The sequence below is a fragment of the Ruegeria sp. BHSA191 genome (assembly GCF_059613325.1).
Genome location: NZ_JBXWSH010000011.1, coordinates 15693 through 30987, shown reverse-complemented (window position 1 = coordinate 30987; position 15295 = coordinate 15693). Strand labels below are relative to the sequence as shown.

Annotated in this window: 10 protein-coding genes and 2 pseudogenes; 2 read left to right on the top strand and 10 right to left on the bottom strand. The window is 58.1% G+C overall.

The window, feature by feature from the left end:
* Positions 1-44 precede the first annotated feature (44 nt).
* The 4 genes and pseudogenes from AC2FNS_RS11975 to AC2FNS_RS11960 form a co-directional block, all read right to left on the bottom strand.
* Entirely contained in the window at positions 45-920 is an 876-nt protein-coding gene (locus AC2FNS_RS11975) for a sulfotransferase family 2 domain-containing protein (protein ID WP_496803866.1), read from the bottom strand.
* 29 nt (positions 921-949) lie between these two features.
* Positions 950-2125 (bottom strand): annotated as a pseudogene (locus AC2FNS_RS11970) (IS3 family transposase).
* 272 nt (positions 2126-2397) lie between these two features.
* Positions 2398-2690, bottom strand: a pseudogene (locus AC2FNS_RS11965) (transposase); the annotation flags it as partial.
* Between the two features lie 86 nt (positions 2691-2776).
* Positions 2777-4738 carry a right-handed parallel beta-helix repeat-containing protein gene (locus tag AC2FNS_RS11960; RefSeq protein WP_496797533.1) on the bottom strand — a complete coding sequence of 654 codons (1962 nt, stop codon included), beginning with the start codon at positions 4736-4738 and terminating at the stop codon, positions 2777-2779.
* Between the two features lie 517 nt (positions 4739-5255).
* On the opposite strand from AC2FNS_RS11960, the gene AC2FNS_RS11955 reads away from it, so the two are divergent.
* On the top strand, positions 5256-6533 hold the full coding sequence (locus AC2FNS_RS11955; RefSeq protein ID WP_496803865.1) for a right-handed parallel beta-helix repeat-containing protein: 1278 nt from the start codon (positions 5256-5258) through the stop codon (positions 6531-6533).
* Positions 6534-6547: 14 nt separating this feature from the next.
* On the opposite strand, the gene AC2FNS_RS11950 is transcribed toward AC2FNS_RS11955, so the two are convergent.
* The 3 genes from AC2FNS_RS11950 to AC2FNS_RS11940 all read right to left on the bottom strand — a co-directional run bounded on the left by AC2FNS_RS11950 (position 6548) and on the right by AC2FNS_RS11940 (position 11103).
* Entirely contained in the window at positions 6548-8752 is a 2205-nt protein-coding gene (locus AC2FNS_RS11950) for an ArnT family glycosyltransferase (RefSeq protein ID WP_496803864.1), read from the bottom strand.
* Between the two features lie 65 nt (positions 8753-8817).
* Positions 8818-9585, bottom strand: coding sequence for a TylF/MycF/NovP-related O-methyltransferase (locus AC2FNS_RS11945; RefSeq protein ID WP_496711912.1), 768 nt, complete (start codon positions 9583-9585; stop codon positions 8818-8820).
* 84 nt (positions 9586-9669) lie between these two features.
* Positions 9670-11103: an oligosaccharide flippase family protein gene (locus tag AC2FNS_RS11940; RefSeq protein WP_496711911.1), complete on the bottom strand. Its 1434-nt coding sequence runs from the start codon at positions 11101-11103 to the stop codon at positions 9670-9672.
* Positions 11104-11353: 250 nt separating this feature from the next.
* Here AC2FNS_RS11940 and AC2FNS_RS11935 point away from each other — a divergent pair, with 250 nt between their 5' ends.
* Complete coding sequence (locus tag AC2FNS_RS11935) at positions 11354-12409, top strand: NAD-dependent epimerase/dehydratase family protein (RefSeq protein WP_496711910.1); 1056 nt, start codon at positions 11354-11356, stop codon at positions 12407-12409.
* 59 nt (positions 12410-12468) lie between these two features.
* Here AC2FNS_RS11935 and AC2FNS_RS11930 read toward each other — a convergent pair whose 3' ends face one another.
* From AC2FNS_RS11930 to AC2FNS_RS11920, 3 genes are read right to left on the bottom strand one after another with little or no spacing between them, the layout of a single operon-like run.
* The gene (locus tag AC2FNS_RS11930) at positions 12469-13248 is read right to left on the bottom strand and encodes an IclR family transcriptional regulator (protein ID WP_496711909.1); all 780 of its coding nucleotides are present in this window, start codon (positions 13246-13248) and stop codon (positions 12469-12471) included.
* A gap of 11 nt (positions 13249-13259) precedes the next feature.
* Positions 13260-14618: a TRAP transporter large permease gene (locus AC2FNS_RS11925; protein WP_496684027.1), complete on the bottom strand. Its 1359-nt coding sequence runs from the start codon at positions 14616-14618 to the stop codon at positions 13260-13262.
* Positions 14618-15283, bottom strand: coding sequence for a TRAP transporter small permease (locus tag AC2FNS_RS11920; protein ID WP_496685706.1), 666 nt, complete (start codon positions 15281-15283; stop codon positions 14618-14620). Before AC2FNS_RS11920 ends, AC2FNS_RS11925 begins: the two co-directional genes overlap by 1 nt.
* Positions 15284-15295: the final 12 nt, after the last annotated feature.

The following is a 15295-nucleotide window of genomic DNA, read 5'->3' as shown; positions in this document are numbered from 1 at the left end:
TCGCACTCGCCGCACTTGTCATTTACTGGCTTTGTGTCCTGACCCTAAGTACTAATCTTTTCAAGGGCCGAGTTATGTAAAATAATGTCACGGGCATAGTATTGTTCAACAAAGTCACGAATCTGCCGTGTGACGAAAATGGAAGAGGATGTGCTACTCGGTTTCATAACTATTTGTCGCGCCGATCGCCTTAGCCCTTCATACACTGGAACGGGAAGTACCCGTTTGGCCAGCGCACTGCCGCTATACATTGTGCTCTTCAGTATTGGGAACCGAAAAACGGTTGTCCGGTTGGCGTGCCCAATGTCCAAGGCGTTAGTGTCAAGCTGATTTGCGAGATCCGTCATAAAACAATCAATATGTTCGACGGGATACAGGTTCCTGACCAGTTGCTTGCCTTCAAACTCTACGAAGTCCGACTGACGAGCGAAGTGGATATACTCCGCCGTAAAAACCTCTGGTTCTGATTGGAGATACGTGATGACCTTGTCTATTTCTGCGCACAATTCCCTTTCCTCAAATCTGGCGAACTCTTTTCCCAAGTACATTTTAGCGCGCTGAGACATGGCGGAGCCAAATCGTTGAAACGGGTCCCGCAAGAGCGCGTAGCTTTCATAGCTCTGAAGCTTTCGAAACGCATCCGGGTCGATCATACGGAGCAGTGGCAGCGGCAAGTGTCGGTAGTCGATTGTGCCCAGACCAGGAAGATAACCAACGGTTTGCAAGAATCGTTCATCAGCGTCGTGAAACGGTAGGATAGCATTTCGCACCGATGTGCCGGCGCACTTGGGGATGTGCACAAAAACAAATTTATGACGATCAGATAAGATCATAGCGGAAGTACCAAGAACACCAAAATTTGCACCGCTAGCTTTGTTCGAAAACAAGCGCAAAAACAAGGTGTCTGAGCTGCTCCCCAATCCTTGGACAGTTTCCAGCGTAAATTAAGCTACTGCACGCTCCTGCTGACCGGGTCTAGTTTCGTTGTTCTCAGCCAATAGACCACGGCTAGAGGTTGGCCGCCAAGGGCTGAATGGGGGCGCTTGCGGTTGTGCAACTCGATGCATCTCCCGACGCCGGCCTTTGCCTCTGATCCGGCCTCCTAGGCGTGCAGATAGACGCACTCATATTTCAGGCTCCGCCAGAGCGGCTAAATGAAGATGTTGTCGAGGAACCGGCCCTTGCCATCCATTGCCGGCAAGCGATTGCGCGCAATCGCCGAGAGTGAGATACGGATACCAGAGCGCCGCAACCGATCAGTTCAGGCAAAGGACGTGAACAACGATCACTGGTCGGTGTTCATGATCTCGGGTGGGCCGCACCTGGCGATAGCCTCGTTCAGCGCATCGACGCAGAAGTCTGCCTGCAGCGTGTTCGAGATGCGCCAGGCCAGCACCTTTCGGGTGTGCCAGTCCATGATCGCCACCAGGGAACCCACGCCGCATCCATGGCCCGTCAGGCGATTTGCAAAGCAAATCTGCCGAGAGGGGGCAGGTAGGTGATGTCGGCCGCCCAGACCTGGCTGGGCCGCTCCACCCGCAATCCACGCAGATAAGGGTAGATTGGGTGGCCCTTCGCGGCTTTGCCGCCTTTCGCACATGCTATGCATTTGCTACCGGACAGCGGGTATTGCGCAGCAATGTCCCGAAAGGCTGCCGCCCGCCAAAGAACGGTGTCTCAAGGAATTGTTCATCAATTTGGCGCATGAGCGCGAGGTTCAGCGCAATCTTGCCCTTGGGCGTGTAATAGAACGACGACCGCGAGATCGAAAGTAGCCTGCATTGCTTACCGGTGGACGGCTTCAGATTGGCTGGTTCGATTATTTTTCCGCCTCACTTGCCGGTCCACGGCTTGAGCTTTCTGGAAAAAAATCGTTGGCAACGGTCAACTCCCCGATCTTGGCATGCAGTTCTTTCAACTGCTCTTCGTCGATCTCGGGCTTCTTGGAGCAGCCGCGCTTGAACACGCCTGACGCGCCTGATAGCAGGGCGTTCCTCCAAGCGTGGATCATCGTCGGATGAACCCCGAACCGGCTCGCGCGCTCCGCCACCGTCTGCTCACCCTTCAGCGCTTCCAGCGCCACCTTTGCCTTGAACTCAGGCAAATGTTGCTTCCGTTTCGACATCTCTGATCTCCGTCTCATCAAAGATCAGCAGACAGCAAATCGTAGCTCACGTAAGTGTCCGATTTTCGGAGGGATAGCTCAGAATGCGAGGCTCTACATGACGACGAGAAGGATGATCGACGCGCGGAAGACCCGCTCCGAAAGCGGGCTCCGTGCCCGAGCACGCTAATTGGGAACGACGCGTGCGGAACTCATCATGGCCTGGCCTGACAACCAGCCCACTCGCGAAAGGCCAGATACACTTATGCTATACTGAACGTCATCAGGAAGAACCTTGCGCAGGCGGGGCGAACCACACATTTCGCTAGATGACGTCCTGTCACCTGCGACATCTCCTTGTCCAGCAACAGGTCAGCCACGATCTTCTTCAGCCACGCATTCTCCTGCTCCAGCTCCCTAAGCCGCTTCATCTCTGACGGCATCAGCCCGGCATTCGTCTTCTTCCAATTGAAGAACGTCGCCGAGCTGATCCTAGCCTTTCTGCAGATTTTCGCGACAGCCGTTCTGTCCTCCGCCTGCTTGGCGAGAACGCCTACTGGGTGCCCGTGAACTTCGATGCTTTCATGCGTTTCCGCTCCTCTCTCAGCCAGGGAAATCTATGCAGAAAACTCTAACGGGGATCGAGGGCGTCTCCTGCGGTCACATCAGCGGTCAGCCGAGCAGACTATCGTCGTAGACCGTGGTATCTACAAATTGGACTTCATCGTCGATAGCAAACTTGCTGATCTTTCCTTCCACATCACGCCCCCATGGTGTCCCAAGTGTCCAGCCGTACTCTCGGCCTCCGGAAAAGTCGAAGTCAACATCACTTCTGTCGATGACGACCTGCCCATCTACGAGCACCTGCAGTCGGTCCGAACTCTGGTCAACCAGAACCATGATTTCGTGCGTTTCCGTGTCGTTCAAACCGATGTTTGTGGCCTTGAAGCCTTTGTGAAACTTGGCGTCATTGTTGGCGACGTGAGCAATGAGACCGTCGTCCGTGAGCGTTAAGCCTATCTTCTTGTGGTTCCAGACGAGTCGTTGTGCGCTTCCGTCAGCGACATCCCGTGCAAACTCTACTGTGAATGCCAACTGATCCGACGCCTCAAATTCGTTCAAACGCCCAAGCTTCACGTAGTCGTCAGAGCCGTCAAGATGAATAGCGGGCCCATTTTGTGTATCTACGACGATAGCGTCACCTTTGAAAATCGCTTGGCCACTATTCGCCGCCCCGGCGATGTCCAGCACAAAGTCATCAAAGACCATTATCGGCGCTTGATCTGCATCGAGCTGAACTGTGCCCGGATCTAGAAGCGTTTCTCCGGGAGCCGGTTGTTGCATCCCATCGTCAAGTGCTGTTGTCCCGTCATCAGGTGAGGTTGAGCCAGCGCTTGGTTGGATGACTCCTGCCGTAATTCCTGAAGACGGCGGAGCGGTAACGGCCGTGGTTCCTACCCACGCATCGTAGGAGATAGGGGATTGAATCGCCGTCATATCAGAGCCGGCGTCATAATTGTCGGCGATGCTTCCGGTTTTGACACTGAACTGATTGTAACCGTCCTGTGCAGCGATCGCATTGTACGAAAACACATTGTCGTAGTACCCGGCACCGCTGGGATCGGAATTTTGCACAAAAGCATTGCTGCTGACACTCCAGTCCGGTTGCCCACTGTAGCCGACGACGGTCGAAACGATGTTTTGGTCGATCGTAACGTTCTGAGACCCGCTCGAAACGTTGATTTTCGGAACGGATACGCCGCCGGTCAAGCTTCCGGAAACTGCAAGAACCGAATTGTCGGTAATCGTCAGGTCCTTCGCGCCCGACACAGTGATCCCGTGCGTATGACCGTTGTAAATCGTATTGTTGTCGATCAAAACATTCGTGTAGAACATTGAGGGGTCGCTTGGGCTGGATTTCCCGTTGCCCATAAAGATCGACTGGGCGTAGTCTCCCGACCCCATGTCAAGCACATTGCCTTGGATCGTGATATCCCCGCTGGGTCCGAGAAGCTTTGAAAACTGAATGAAGTCTCCGTGGTCGCCCGAATTCAGAGATCTGTTGAAATCATGGATATAGTTATTTTCGATCACGACCCGCTGAACGCCGTCGAAATACATTCCGTCTGAGCGAATAGAATGGATGTTGTTTCCAGATACCGTGATGTCGGTGCTGGATCCGACATTCATAGCCTTGTACCAGTTCAGAAATTCGCTGTTGGTAACTGAAATCTGCGAACTGCCACGAATGTGCAGCCCCATACCCGTTCCATATCCGTCAGCCGTCGCGGACACGCCTTGCGGCAAGTCTCCCGAGAATACGGACCCAGTGATATCGATGTTGGTGCTGTTGCTGATCTGGAAGGGTTTGTAACTCTGCGATTGACCATTGAAGGTATAGTCAAACACCACGCCATCAAAGGCGACATTTGAGGCGCCATTCAAACGCATCTCCGAAATTTCGGCAGGATTATTTGCGTCGGCCGACTTGATAGTGACGGTTGATGCATATTTTGTGCTGATATCCAACCTGCCATAATCACCGGCGGCAAGAAGGATCGTTTCTCCGCCCGAAGCCTGAGACAGTGCCTGCTTCAACTCCGCAGCGGAGGTTACTGTTATTGTCATCGACATCCTACACCTATGTTTCCAGAAGCGCTTCGTTGCAAAGCGCCCGACATCCCGCTCACCCAGGTCGGATGGAACTGCCGCATGGCGGCAACACGTTGGCCGAATTGAGGCCTTGTTTGGAAATTACTGCCGAATTGAGGACAATATCGTCCTCCTGCCTTCATTTCCGAGCAAATTGGATACTCGTTACCAGGAATTGTTCCACTTCCCTTTGCGGTTGTGCGTCTTTTCCACAATTGATTCGCCTGGCGCAACAATGGACACAAAATCGCCATATTGCCGGCAGCTATTTGCAAATCATCTGCACTCCTCGGCGGTGAGTTGCCGGATGCCCCAACGTCAATATGCCTCTGAGCCGGTTGAATCCAAATTTCGCTCTACGGCGATACCCGAAAGCCCGGGTTCGTCCAGAGGCATGAAAACCTGCGGATCAGCGGCTGGTCCTTAGAACGAACGGGCGCGTTGGACATGATCGTTCCTTGAAACTAAACTCGCCGCAATCAGCGAAGAGTTCGAAGTCATGCCCATTAAACAAAAGTCAACGATCGCCCTTTGGCGGTTACGCTATCTCTGTATTATATTCTTTGTGATACCCGAATTTCTGTCGGCCGCGCCGGCGTGCACGGGCGCGAAGATGACTGCCTTCGGCTCGGAGGCTCGAGCAGGGAAAACCGTGAAGGACGCGGCAGGGCTTTCCGCCGCTGTGGCAAGCGCAGAGGGTGGCGAAGTATTTTTGCTATCGGGCGGGAGGTTTGGCGCTTTGACAATTGGCAAAGTTTTTCCAAAACCTGTCACAATTCGTTCGGCCGATCCGTCATCTCCCGCTTGTTTTTCGGAACTGCGTCTTGAGGGAGCCGCAAACGTCACTCTCTCAGGGTTGGTTTTCGACTATGCGTTCGAGCCGGGTGACAAAGATTCGATCAGCCGATTCACCATCAACAACAGCCGCAATATAGATGTTTCAAAATCGGTATTTGACGGAGATTATAAGCTTGGCATAGGGCATGGCCGCGGCCTGCACATCAGAAACAGCGTTGGTGTTGCTATCACAGACAGTGTCTTCCGAAAATGGTGGAAGGCCGTAACCGGTTCGAATGACGTCAACGTGACGCTGCTTCGCAACCAGATATACGACATACGGGCCGACGGGATGATGTTTACCGGCATTGATGGCTTAAGGATCGAAGGTAACAGGGTGCACAACTTTCGAGCCAGTTCGGGGAGGGATCACCGAGATATGCTCCAGATTACGCGCAGTTCCGGCAGGCGCAGCACGGACATAGTGATCCGGGACAACATATTCGACATGGGCGCGGGAGACTACACACAAACGATTTTTATGGGGAAAAGCGGAAAAAACCTGAATGATCCCCTGCTGCGCCACCAGAACGTCATGATCGAAAACAATGTCATTTACAATGCGCATACCCACGGCATTTCAGTAGCAGGGGCCGACGGACTATCAATTCGCAGGAACACGGTAATACGCGTGCCGTTGCCGAAAAGCGGGAAAAACACGATACCGCGAATCAACGTGTGGGCGTCTACTTCTGTCGTTATTGAGCAGAATGCGGGCAACCAGATTAACGGCGATACAGGGAAACCCGATTGGGTCGTTCTGAACAACGCCATCATTCAGGATCAATCACCGTCGGCGCCTGGATACTACGACCGTGAGTTCATCTACTATGCCACCGGAGCAACCGACGGCTACAATGAATACGGCGTGCGCCCCGGTGGCCTGATCGACCAGCTCGACGCAGGGTCAACGCTGGTAGAGACCTATCCGACCCGCTAGTTCGTCCGATTTCGTCACGGCTGTTCGAGTTCAGAGGCGGAGATCGGGCCTCGGGTGAAGACCACATGATCCTGATCGCTGGATCGCCCTTTCAGGAAATAGATCGCACGTCCTGGATAGGCAGCGGCAACGGTCCGGTTGCTTTCCGGCCCCAAGTCCATCGCAAACAACGGGCTGTCTGCGCCCGGGGTGAAATCGTTCAGCCAGAAGGCGCTGCCGTATTCCCGGTCTGCATCGGTCGAAATAAACATAAGGCTGTTGCGGTATGCATCCTGACGGGCCAGCGTTTCGTATTCGTCGTGATACCCGTTGATTTCGGGATACCGGTTGAAGCCCAGCCAGCTTTCGAACACCAGAACCGAGCACAGGCAGAGAAACGCGACGCCCGCTCCGATCCGCTGCTGCGCCAGCCCGTCGGGGTACAGTTGCGAAAACCTGCGCGCGGCCGTCGTGATCCCCAATGCCGTCAGGATCAACAGCGGGACGCTGGTCATGAACCAGTATCGCGGCCCGGCGAAATAGCCGCCATAGAACCAGAACAGCGCGTACAGGCAGATCGTGGTCACGACGATCAACGCCATCCCGCCGGCAAATCTGCTCCAACGGCCCCACAAGACGAAGAACAGCACAAAGGCCAGCGAGGCTCCACCCCAACCGAACAGCGAAAAGTTCAGTTCATAGAGGTTTTGCTGGCTGTTGATCAGCCCCTCAAGCGGGCTGTGCCCGGGAAAGACATCGACATTGCCCCAGTCCGGCGCGCCGATATCCGGCCCGAAGCCAAGCGCGTTGGATCCCGGCCCCCAATATTCTTCGTAATAGGCGTTCAACGGCGTGGTCAGCGGGTCGCCGGTCAGATAGGCGTTGTAGGGAAAAATCAGCCCGCCCACGACGATACAGCCCAACCCATAGGCCAGAACCGTGCGCCAATGCCGCCGGTCCGCAAGGAATGTCAGCGTCCAAAACCCGGTCAGAACCCCCATGAACAACCCTTCCAACGGCCGTGTCATCAGCAGCCACCCCATCAGCGCGCCGGCGATGAACGGAAAAATCACAGACGGCTTTTCCCGGGCCTTCAGCAGAAGGACCCAGGCCCCCAGAACCAGTGCGTAAGTAAAGGTGTGGATCAACTGAGTGGCCGCCATCGAGATGATCCAGGGCGATACGGCCATGAGCAGAACCACCAGGTTGGCCGTGCCCCGGTCGGTCATCTTGCGGGTAAAGACGTGCAGCAGCAGAACGCTGATGCCAGCCAAAACCGGATTGACCAGCCAAGGCGCCCCCAGCTTGACCCCCAGCGCCAGGGCTGTCGCCCAGCCCGGGAAGGTCGTGACGAACCAGCGGTCCTGATAGGTATCCATCAGATAGTGGTCGAAAGCTTGGGTCGATGGCGGCACCGGCAGGGTCAGCAGCCCATCCGCAAGATAGCGGGCGTGGAACTGGTACAGAATGTCGTCCAGGTGCGGGACGCCCTCCAAAGCGGCCAGACTGACCAGAAGGGACATCAGCAACAGAAAGACCGCTCCACAGATCGGCACAACCCTGTCGAGCCTTCGGACCTGATCGCCGCTGCCCGGCAGGCTGAGGTTTCGCGCGACTCGCTGGGACAGGTCGCGCAACCGATGCGCTGGCAGGGACATCATGATAGCGAGGAAGCTGGCTAGGTTGATGCCGATGAAGGCCGAACCGATGACGACATGTTTGACCAGCCGGGGATAGTTTTCGGTCGCTACGAAGCCCATCGCGCCCTTTGCAGCGATCACCAGAATGGCCAGGAAGATCGCCACTCGAAAAACGCCCAGATCTCGCAGCACTCGTGGCGCCTCGGCCAGCGCGCGATGTTTGAACAGGACCAGGGCCGCGACGGCGGACTGCGCCAACACGGCCCCCATCATTGCCACGGAAAAGACGTCGGACCGGAAGCGGACGTTCTGAAACCACGTCGGCTCTCGGACTGCAAGCTGAGCGCCAAACCCCACAAGGAAGGTTGCCGCAGTCAACCCGGCCGTCTGCCAGGGCGTGCCCAGCGTCAACGCGACCCCGAACAGCGCCACGGCCGCGACCATGAGCCACCAGCATTCCACGCGCCGGAGCACGGATAGGTCCACCGCACCCCAAAGAGCAAAGGCAAACAAGCCCAGGGCCAGCATCGCCACGACAACCCGGATCGCCCCGAATGGCCAGGCCTCGGCCCGGCTCGAAGCTTGCATGTTGTCTTCCATTGCACCCCTCCCGTTTTGCGCAACCGGTTTGTCAGAATCCCTGGGCCAGAGCACCCGGAGCCCCGTCAACTTGCTCCGACGTCGACGACCAGAAACAGCTTGCGGATCAACGGCGGTTCGCCCCAGGAAAACAGCTGGGCGCATTTCACGTCGTATTTTTCGACGATCTCCTTGTGGGCCCGGCTTTCGCCAGCGGTCCAAAGATCGGTGTCGCCCCAGTCGTCATAGCCGATCAGCGTTCCCGGGCGGATCAGGCGGTGTTCGAACATGAAGTCCAGAACATCCATCGTGCTGTTGTAGAGGTCGGCATCGATATCGACATAGGCCGCGGGCTGAAAGACGCCGCTTTGCACCAGTTCGGGGCGCAGCGTTTCGGAAAACCACCCCTGGTGGATCGTGCATCGATCGTCGGTCATGTCCATGGCGGCCAGTTTTTTCTTCAGCTCGGGCAGCGGCGCGGAGAAGGCACCGACATTCCACACCGCCGGAACCTGGATACCCGGGTCTTCCTGGGGCAGACCTTCGAACGAGTCGAACAGGTGCATGAACGGAATCTCCATGCCGCGGTTCTGCAGGCCCATGACCAGCCCTTCTACTGTGCTGCCATGGGCAACGCCGAAACAGTAGAACTGACGCTTGTCTTTCAGTGTATCAAATCGCGCAAGATACCAGGGAATCAGCTGCCGCCACGAATGGATGCCCCATTTCATCTCGGCGATTTCATCATCAGTGAGGTCCAGATCGGTCGTGGCCATCAGCCGTTCGACTGGCCATTTGCGTGCCACGCGGCCCCATTTCACCAGAAACAGCTTTTTCTTGATCCAATCGATCATCACGTCCTCACACTCATACCAAAACCATACCAAAACGAATTCAAACAAGCTTAGGGCACAATCCGGCGAACTGCACCCTTTCCTTTATGGCGGGCTGTGCAGAAACGCCCGCAACCGGTCCACCGCACGCGGCATGAAGCCCAGCAGAATAACCCCTGTCGATACCACGCCGATCCCGATGGCCGCGGCGACATAGATCGCATCGGGGATACGCCCCAGCATGGCCAGCCGCCAGCCGCCCACGACAACGGCCATCCCCGCAGCCAACAGCAACGGCGCGACCAGCATCTTGCAGAACTGAATGGGTCTGATTGCCTCGGGGGCGTGCGCGGCCCGCATCCGCAGCGGAAACGCCAGAAGCGCGCGCAGCGCCACCGCTGCCGCGGCCGTGACCGGCCCGAATTGGCTGGCCAGTCCGATCAAGACGAGGCCCAGCACCGCCTCGGCCCAAGCAGCCCAAAGAAGCGGCTGCACCCTGTCGAGCGCCAGCAGGTAAGCCTCCTGGATCGAACTCAGCGCAATGATTGCATAGGCCAGGCACAGGAACGGCAGGATGCGGCTGGCTTCATGCCATTCGGGACCCAGCAAAAGATCGACCAGCGGAAAGGCGATCAAAGCCAGCCCGGTATAGGCGACAAAACCGCTGAGTGCGGCCAGCTCGATCAGGTCGAGGTAGAAATCCGCCGTCGACTGCCGGCTGCGCCGCAGCGCCGCGATTGCCGGTTGCCCGACCCCCTGCAGGCTTTTGACGAACACGGTCAAAACGATCTCGGACAGTCGGGCCGCAAAGGCGAACAGGCCGACGGCTCGCGGATCGGCCATGTATCCCAGCATCACCGTGGGTGTCTGAAGAATCACAAGGGTGATAAACCGCAGCCGCAGAACTTGCGCCCCCAGCCCCTTCACCATGGCGAAATCGGATCGCGACGGCCATTTCTTGGGCACCCAACCCGCCGCCAGGAATGCCAGTAGACTGTTCACACCGATTTCCGTCAGCCTTTGGCCAACAAGGCTCCAGGCACCAAAACCCTTGGCCGCCATGGTGATGCCCACCACTCCGCCGGCCGCCACGCCGGCGATGGTGCGAATGGCCAGCGCCTTGAAGGCCAGCTGGCGCCGGAGCAAGGCTGTCGGCACCCCGGCGGCGGCTATCATCAAGACCGTCGGACTGGCGGCCATCAACAAGGGTTTGACGATGGGCTCTTGGTAAACAAACGCCGCGATGTTGGCGATTGTCGTCAAAATCAGAACGATCGCGACGGCCAGCCCCAGCAGAACAACCCATGTGGCCTCGAGCCGCCCGGGCTCGATGACTTCGCGTGCGACGATGCCTTCAGTGATCGTGTCGCGCACCAGAAATTCGCCCAGAAACAGGAAGGCAAAAGCCATGGACACCACGCCAAAGCTTTCCACGCCGATGAGCTTGGCAATCACCAGAAAAATAAGCGCTGCCGCGATTTGTTCGAGCCAGCTGGCGACCGTGCTCCATGCCACGTTCTGGGTGAACTGCCGTTTCATTGGTTTCCCGCTGCCGCCGATCGCTTTCTTGGCCCCTGCCCCGCAGCCGTCAAAACCGGGCGGGCCAGAGACCTGAAGCAAATGCGTGCATACCGGTCCGAACCTGTCAATCGCCCGTGTTGACGGGTGAATGATTTGCGGTCAGAGTTTTAAGGTGCGTCTCGGACGTTTCGGCCTTTCTGTCGCGGCCCTGCAGGCAGAGAGACCCTTGGTGAGTATACTGATTGAATTGGTTTGAAAGGATTTGAAAATGGATTGGTCTAAGAAGAACGTGCTCGTCACCGGCGGGTGTTCTTTCATCGGATCCCACCTTGTGGAAAGCCTGGTCGAGCGCGGCGCATATGTTCGGGCGGTCGATGACCTGTCCAGCGGCATCCGGGAAAACCTGGATGACGTCCTGAACAGCGGCCGCGTCGAATTTCGCGAGGCCGACCTGCTGGACCCGACCACCGCAGCCGAGGCCGTCGCTGACATGAATGTCGTGTTCCACCTGGCCGCGACCCATGGCGGGCGGGGATATATCAGCACCCACCAGGCCGCCTGTTCGACCAACCTGGCGCTGGACAGCATCATGATCCGCGAAGCCCACAAGGCGGGGGTAGAGCAGTTTACCTTTGCCTCGTCGGGTTGCGTCTATCCGACCAGCATCCAGGCCGATCCGAGTGAAACCCTGTACCTGACCGAAGATCTGGTCAAACCGCCTTACGAGGCCGACGATCTGTATGGCTGGGCCAAGCTCATGGCCGAGCTGTCGCTGAAAGCCTATCACGAGGAGCATGGCTTCAAATGCGCCTCGGTGCGGTATTTCACGGCCTATGGCGAACGTTGCCCGGCCAACCATGCGGTCGTGGCGATGATCGGGCGGGCGTTTCTGCAGCAGAACCCATTTGTCGTTTGGGGCACCGGCGAACAGATTCGCAACTGGACCTATGTATCGGACATCGTCGAAGGCACGATCCGCGCGGCTGAACGGATCGAGGACGGCACCGCGGTCAATCTCGGCACGATGGAGCGTACCTCGGTTCTGCAGGCGGCCAAAATGATCCTCGAACGGACGCAGCTCGACGCCGAGATCCAGCGAGACCTGAGCAAACCCACCGGCCCCTACAACCGTGTGGCCGACAACAGCCTGGCCAAAAAGCTGCTGGATTGGGAGCCCAAGGTCAGCTTCTCGGACGGGCTCGACCGCACGATCCGCTGGTATTTCGCATCGCATGACCGCGATGCCCTGGCCAAGGATTTCGAAGAGTCATTGACCGAGCGCGGCTTGGAAAAGCCCGGACTGAAAACCGCGGCCGCAAACTGAACGCGCGTCCGGGTCGGGCACCTGGGGGGCGATCCGGCCTTGGCCCGCAGAGGGTGATATCAGTCATTCAGCAAGGCCGACAGCCGCTCGGACCCGTCGCGCAGCACGTCCAGAAACCCCAGCAGGCCGGACAGATCGTGGCGCTGGGTCGGGGCGTGAACCGACAGGGTGGCCACCAGGCGCTGGCGCCTGTCCCGGACCGGTACGGCCACTGCCGCCATTCCGGTCATGAATTCTTCATCGTCGGTCGAATACCCTTGGCTGCGGATTTTCTCCATCTCGGCCCGCAAGGCATTCGGGTCGGTCATGGTCCGCTGGGTCCGGGGCTGCAGCGGGCGTCCGGACAGGACCCCATTCAGCGGCTTCTGCCGCAGGGTGGACAGGTACATCTTGCCGCTGGCAGTGCAATGAAACGGCACTTGCGTCCCGATCGGCAACTGAATGCGCAGGGGCCACTTGGTCTCGACCCTATCCAGATAGATCATCCCCTCGCGGTCGGGGATGGCCAGGTTGCAGGTTTCTCCGATTTCGTCCGCCACCCCCCGCAGGATCGCAAGCCGCGCGGTGCGCAGATGTTCGGCCGAGATGGTATTGACCGCAAGGCGCCGCAGCCTTGGCCCCGGACCGTATGAACGGCCATCGAGGTCGCGCTGCAGAAACCCCTCGGCCTCGGCCGTCTGCAGCAGCCGGTGAACGGTTGGCTTGGCTAGGCCGAGCGTCTCGATCAGGTCGGCCGGCCGCACCGCCACTCCGCGCCGGGCCACCTCCTCCAGAATGACCAGCAGGCGCAGGTTGGGGGGAATCTGCGTGTCGCGTTCGGGTGCCTCGGGGTCTGTCATCCGGCCACTGTTCAGTTGTTCGGCAGCAGGATCAAGGCCAAATCGGGAACCATCGCCACTAGGAACCAGACCGAAAGCAAGGCCACCAGATAAGGCACCGTATAGCGCAGAAGGCGGAAATACGGCACCCCGGTCACGCCCGAGGCCACATAGAGGTTCAGCCCATAGGGCGGCGTGATGAAGCCGATCGACGCGCCGACGAGGAAAATGACAGAGAAATGGATCGGGTCCACACCCACCGACGCTGCGATCGGGGCCAGGATCGGAGCCAGAATGATTGTCACCGGCAGGCTTTCGAGGACCATCCCCGAAAAGAACACGATCACCATCGAGGTGAACAGCACCGCGTGATAGCCGCCCATCGAGGTCACGAAATCTCCGATCGTCTGCTGGGCCCCCAGCAGAGACAGGATCTGCTGCATCACGACGGAAATCGCGATCAGGGGGGCCAGGATGCCGGTGATCTGCGCCGACCGGATCACGATCGAGGGGATCTCGGGGATGGTGAAGCCTTCGACCACGATCATCTCGGCAAAGCTTTTTTCGGTGGGGGAAATGTCGCCACGCGCGCCCATGATCCGGTTGATCGGGTGGCTGACCAGACCGGCGATCACGCAGAACCCGACGGTAACCCCCGCGGCCTCGGTCGGAGAGAACTTGCCCGTGTAGATCCCCCACAGAACCAGCCCTATGGCAAAGAACCCCAGCCAGGCGCCAAAGGCGGTTTTCAGGATGCGGTTCATCTGCAGCGGAATCAGATGGCCCCAACCGTTCATGCGGCAGATGACCCAGCAGGCAAACTGCATCCCGATCACCATTAGCGCGCCGGGCAGGATGCCAGCCACGAACAGCTCGGAAATCGGCAGGTTCATCAGAAACCCATAGACGATGAAGATGATCGACGGCGGGATGATGATGCCGACCGTGCCGCCGGCCGCGGCGGTGGCGGCGCTGAACCGCTCGTCATAGCCGCCCTTGACCATCTCGGGGTGCAGCATGGACCCGATCGTCGCGGTGGTGGCCGAGTTCGACCCCGATATGGCGGCAAACAGACCACAGGCCCCCAACGAGGCCATGGCCAGACCGCCGCGTATCCATCCCAGACAGGCATAGGCGAAATCGCTCAGCCTTCGGGCGATGCCGGATTTGTTGATCAGGTCACCCGTCAGGATGAACAGCGGCATCGCCAGCAGCGCAAAGCCCTTGTTGAACACGTTGAGCAGCTCGGCCCCCATGTTGTCGAGCGTCAGCCCCAGCACGAAGGAACAGCCGACCACCCAATAGCCTATGACCAGCAGCACGGGCACGCCCAGCATGAACAGGAACGTCACCCCAAGCGAAATCAGTGTAACCCAGGTTCCATCGGTCATCAGTCTGCTCCGATCACGGCTTGCTGGATCAGCGGCTGCCCGGTTTTCCAGTTGTGCAGATCGTCGGCAAGGTTTTGGAACACCCTGCCGACCATCAGGAAGAAGGACAGCGGCGCAGTCAGCAGAAACCACCACTGCATCACGTTGTCGGTGCCCAGCACGATCTGGAAATTCGACGCCGACAACGCCACCAGACGCGAGGTCGTCACGATGACGATCACGGCAAACCCGTACCATAGAACAGCATCCAAGATCAGGCAGGCCAACTGCCCGCCGCGCGGCATGGCCGACCGGAATTCGCTGAAGCTCAGATGGGTGCGCAGCCGCACGTTGTACGAGGCGCCGAACCACGCCATCACCATGAACAGCAGCGGCGGAATGGTGGTCGACCAAGGCTCCTGATCGTTAAACACGAAACGGTCGATCACGCCCCAGAAAATGATCAGTGCGATCGCAAGATAGGAATACACCATGACCGACCGCTCGAAATGGCGTTCGATGAATGGAACCTTGCGATAGACGAACATGACCAACAGCCCCCCCAACGCCGCCGCCACCGCGCCCACGGCCCAGGCGGCATCTGATCGCAAGGCTGATTGAATCTCGAATGAATCCCTGCTGAGCAAGGCACCGAAAATCGCGCCGACATCTGCCCAAAACGACATGAACCCCGTCCT

What these genes read in the sequence shown, in the direction of transcription:
- AC2FNS_RS11955 (WP_496803865.1), top strand. Translation starts at nt 5,256, where the DNA reads ATGCCCATTAAACAAAAGTCAACGATCGCCCTTTGGCGGTTACGCTAT.
- AC2FNS_RS11920 (WP_496685706.1), bottom strand. Translation starts at nt 15,283, where the DNA reads ATGTCGTTTTGGGCAGATGTCGGCGCGATTTTCGGTGCCTTGCTCAGC.
- AC2FNS_RS11940 (WP_496711911.1), bottom strand. Translation starts at nt 11,103, where the DNA reads ATGAAACGGCAGTTCACCCAGAACGTGGCATGGAGCACGGTCGCCAGC.
- AC2FNS_RS11935 (WP_496711910.1), top strand. Translation starts at nt 11,354, where the DNA reads ATGGATTGGTCTAAGAAGAACGTGCTCGTCACCGGCGGGTGTTCTTTC.
- AC2FNS_RS11945 (WP_496711912.1), bottom strand. Translation starts at nt 9,585, where the DNA reads ATGATCGATTGGATCAAGAAAAAGCTGTTTCTGGTGAAATGGGGCCGC.
- AC2FNS_RS11925 (WP_496684027.1), bottom strand. Translation starts at nt 14,618, where the DNA reads ATGACCGATGGAACCTGGGTTACACTGATTTCGCTTGGGGTGACGTTC.
- AC2FNS_RS11960 (WP_496797533.1), bottom strand. Translation starts at nt 4,738, where the DNA reads ATGTCGATGACAATAACAGTAACCTCCGCTGCGGAGTTGAAGCAGGCA.
- AC2FNS_RS11930 (WP_496711909.1), bottom strand. Translation starts at nt 13,248, where the DNA reads ATGACAGACCCCGAGGCACCCGAACGCGACACGCAGATTCCCCCCAAC.
- AC2FNS_RS11950 (WP_496803864.1), bottom strand. Translation starts at nt 8,752, where the DNA reads ATGGAAGACAACATGCAAGCTTCGAGCCGGGCCGAGGCCTGGCCATTC.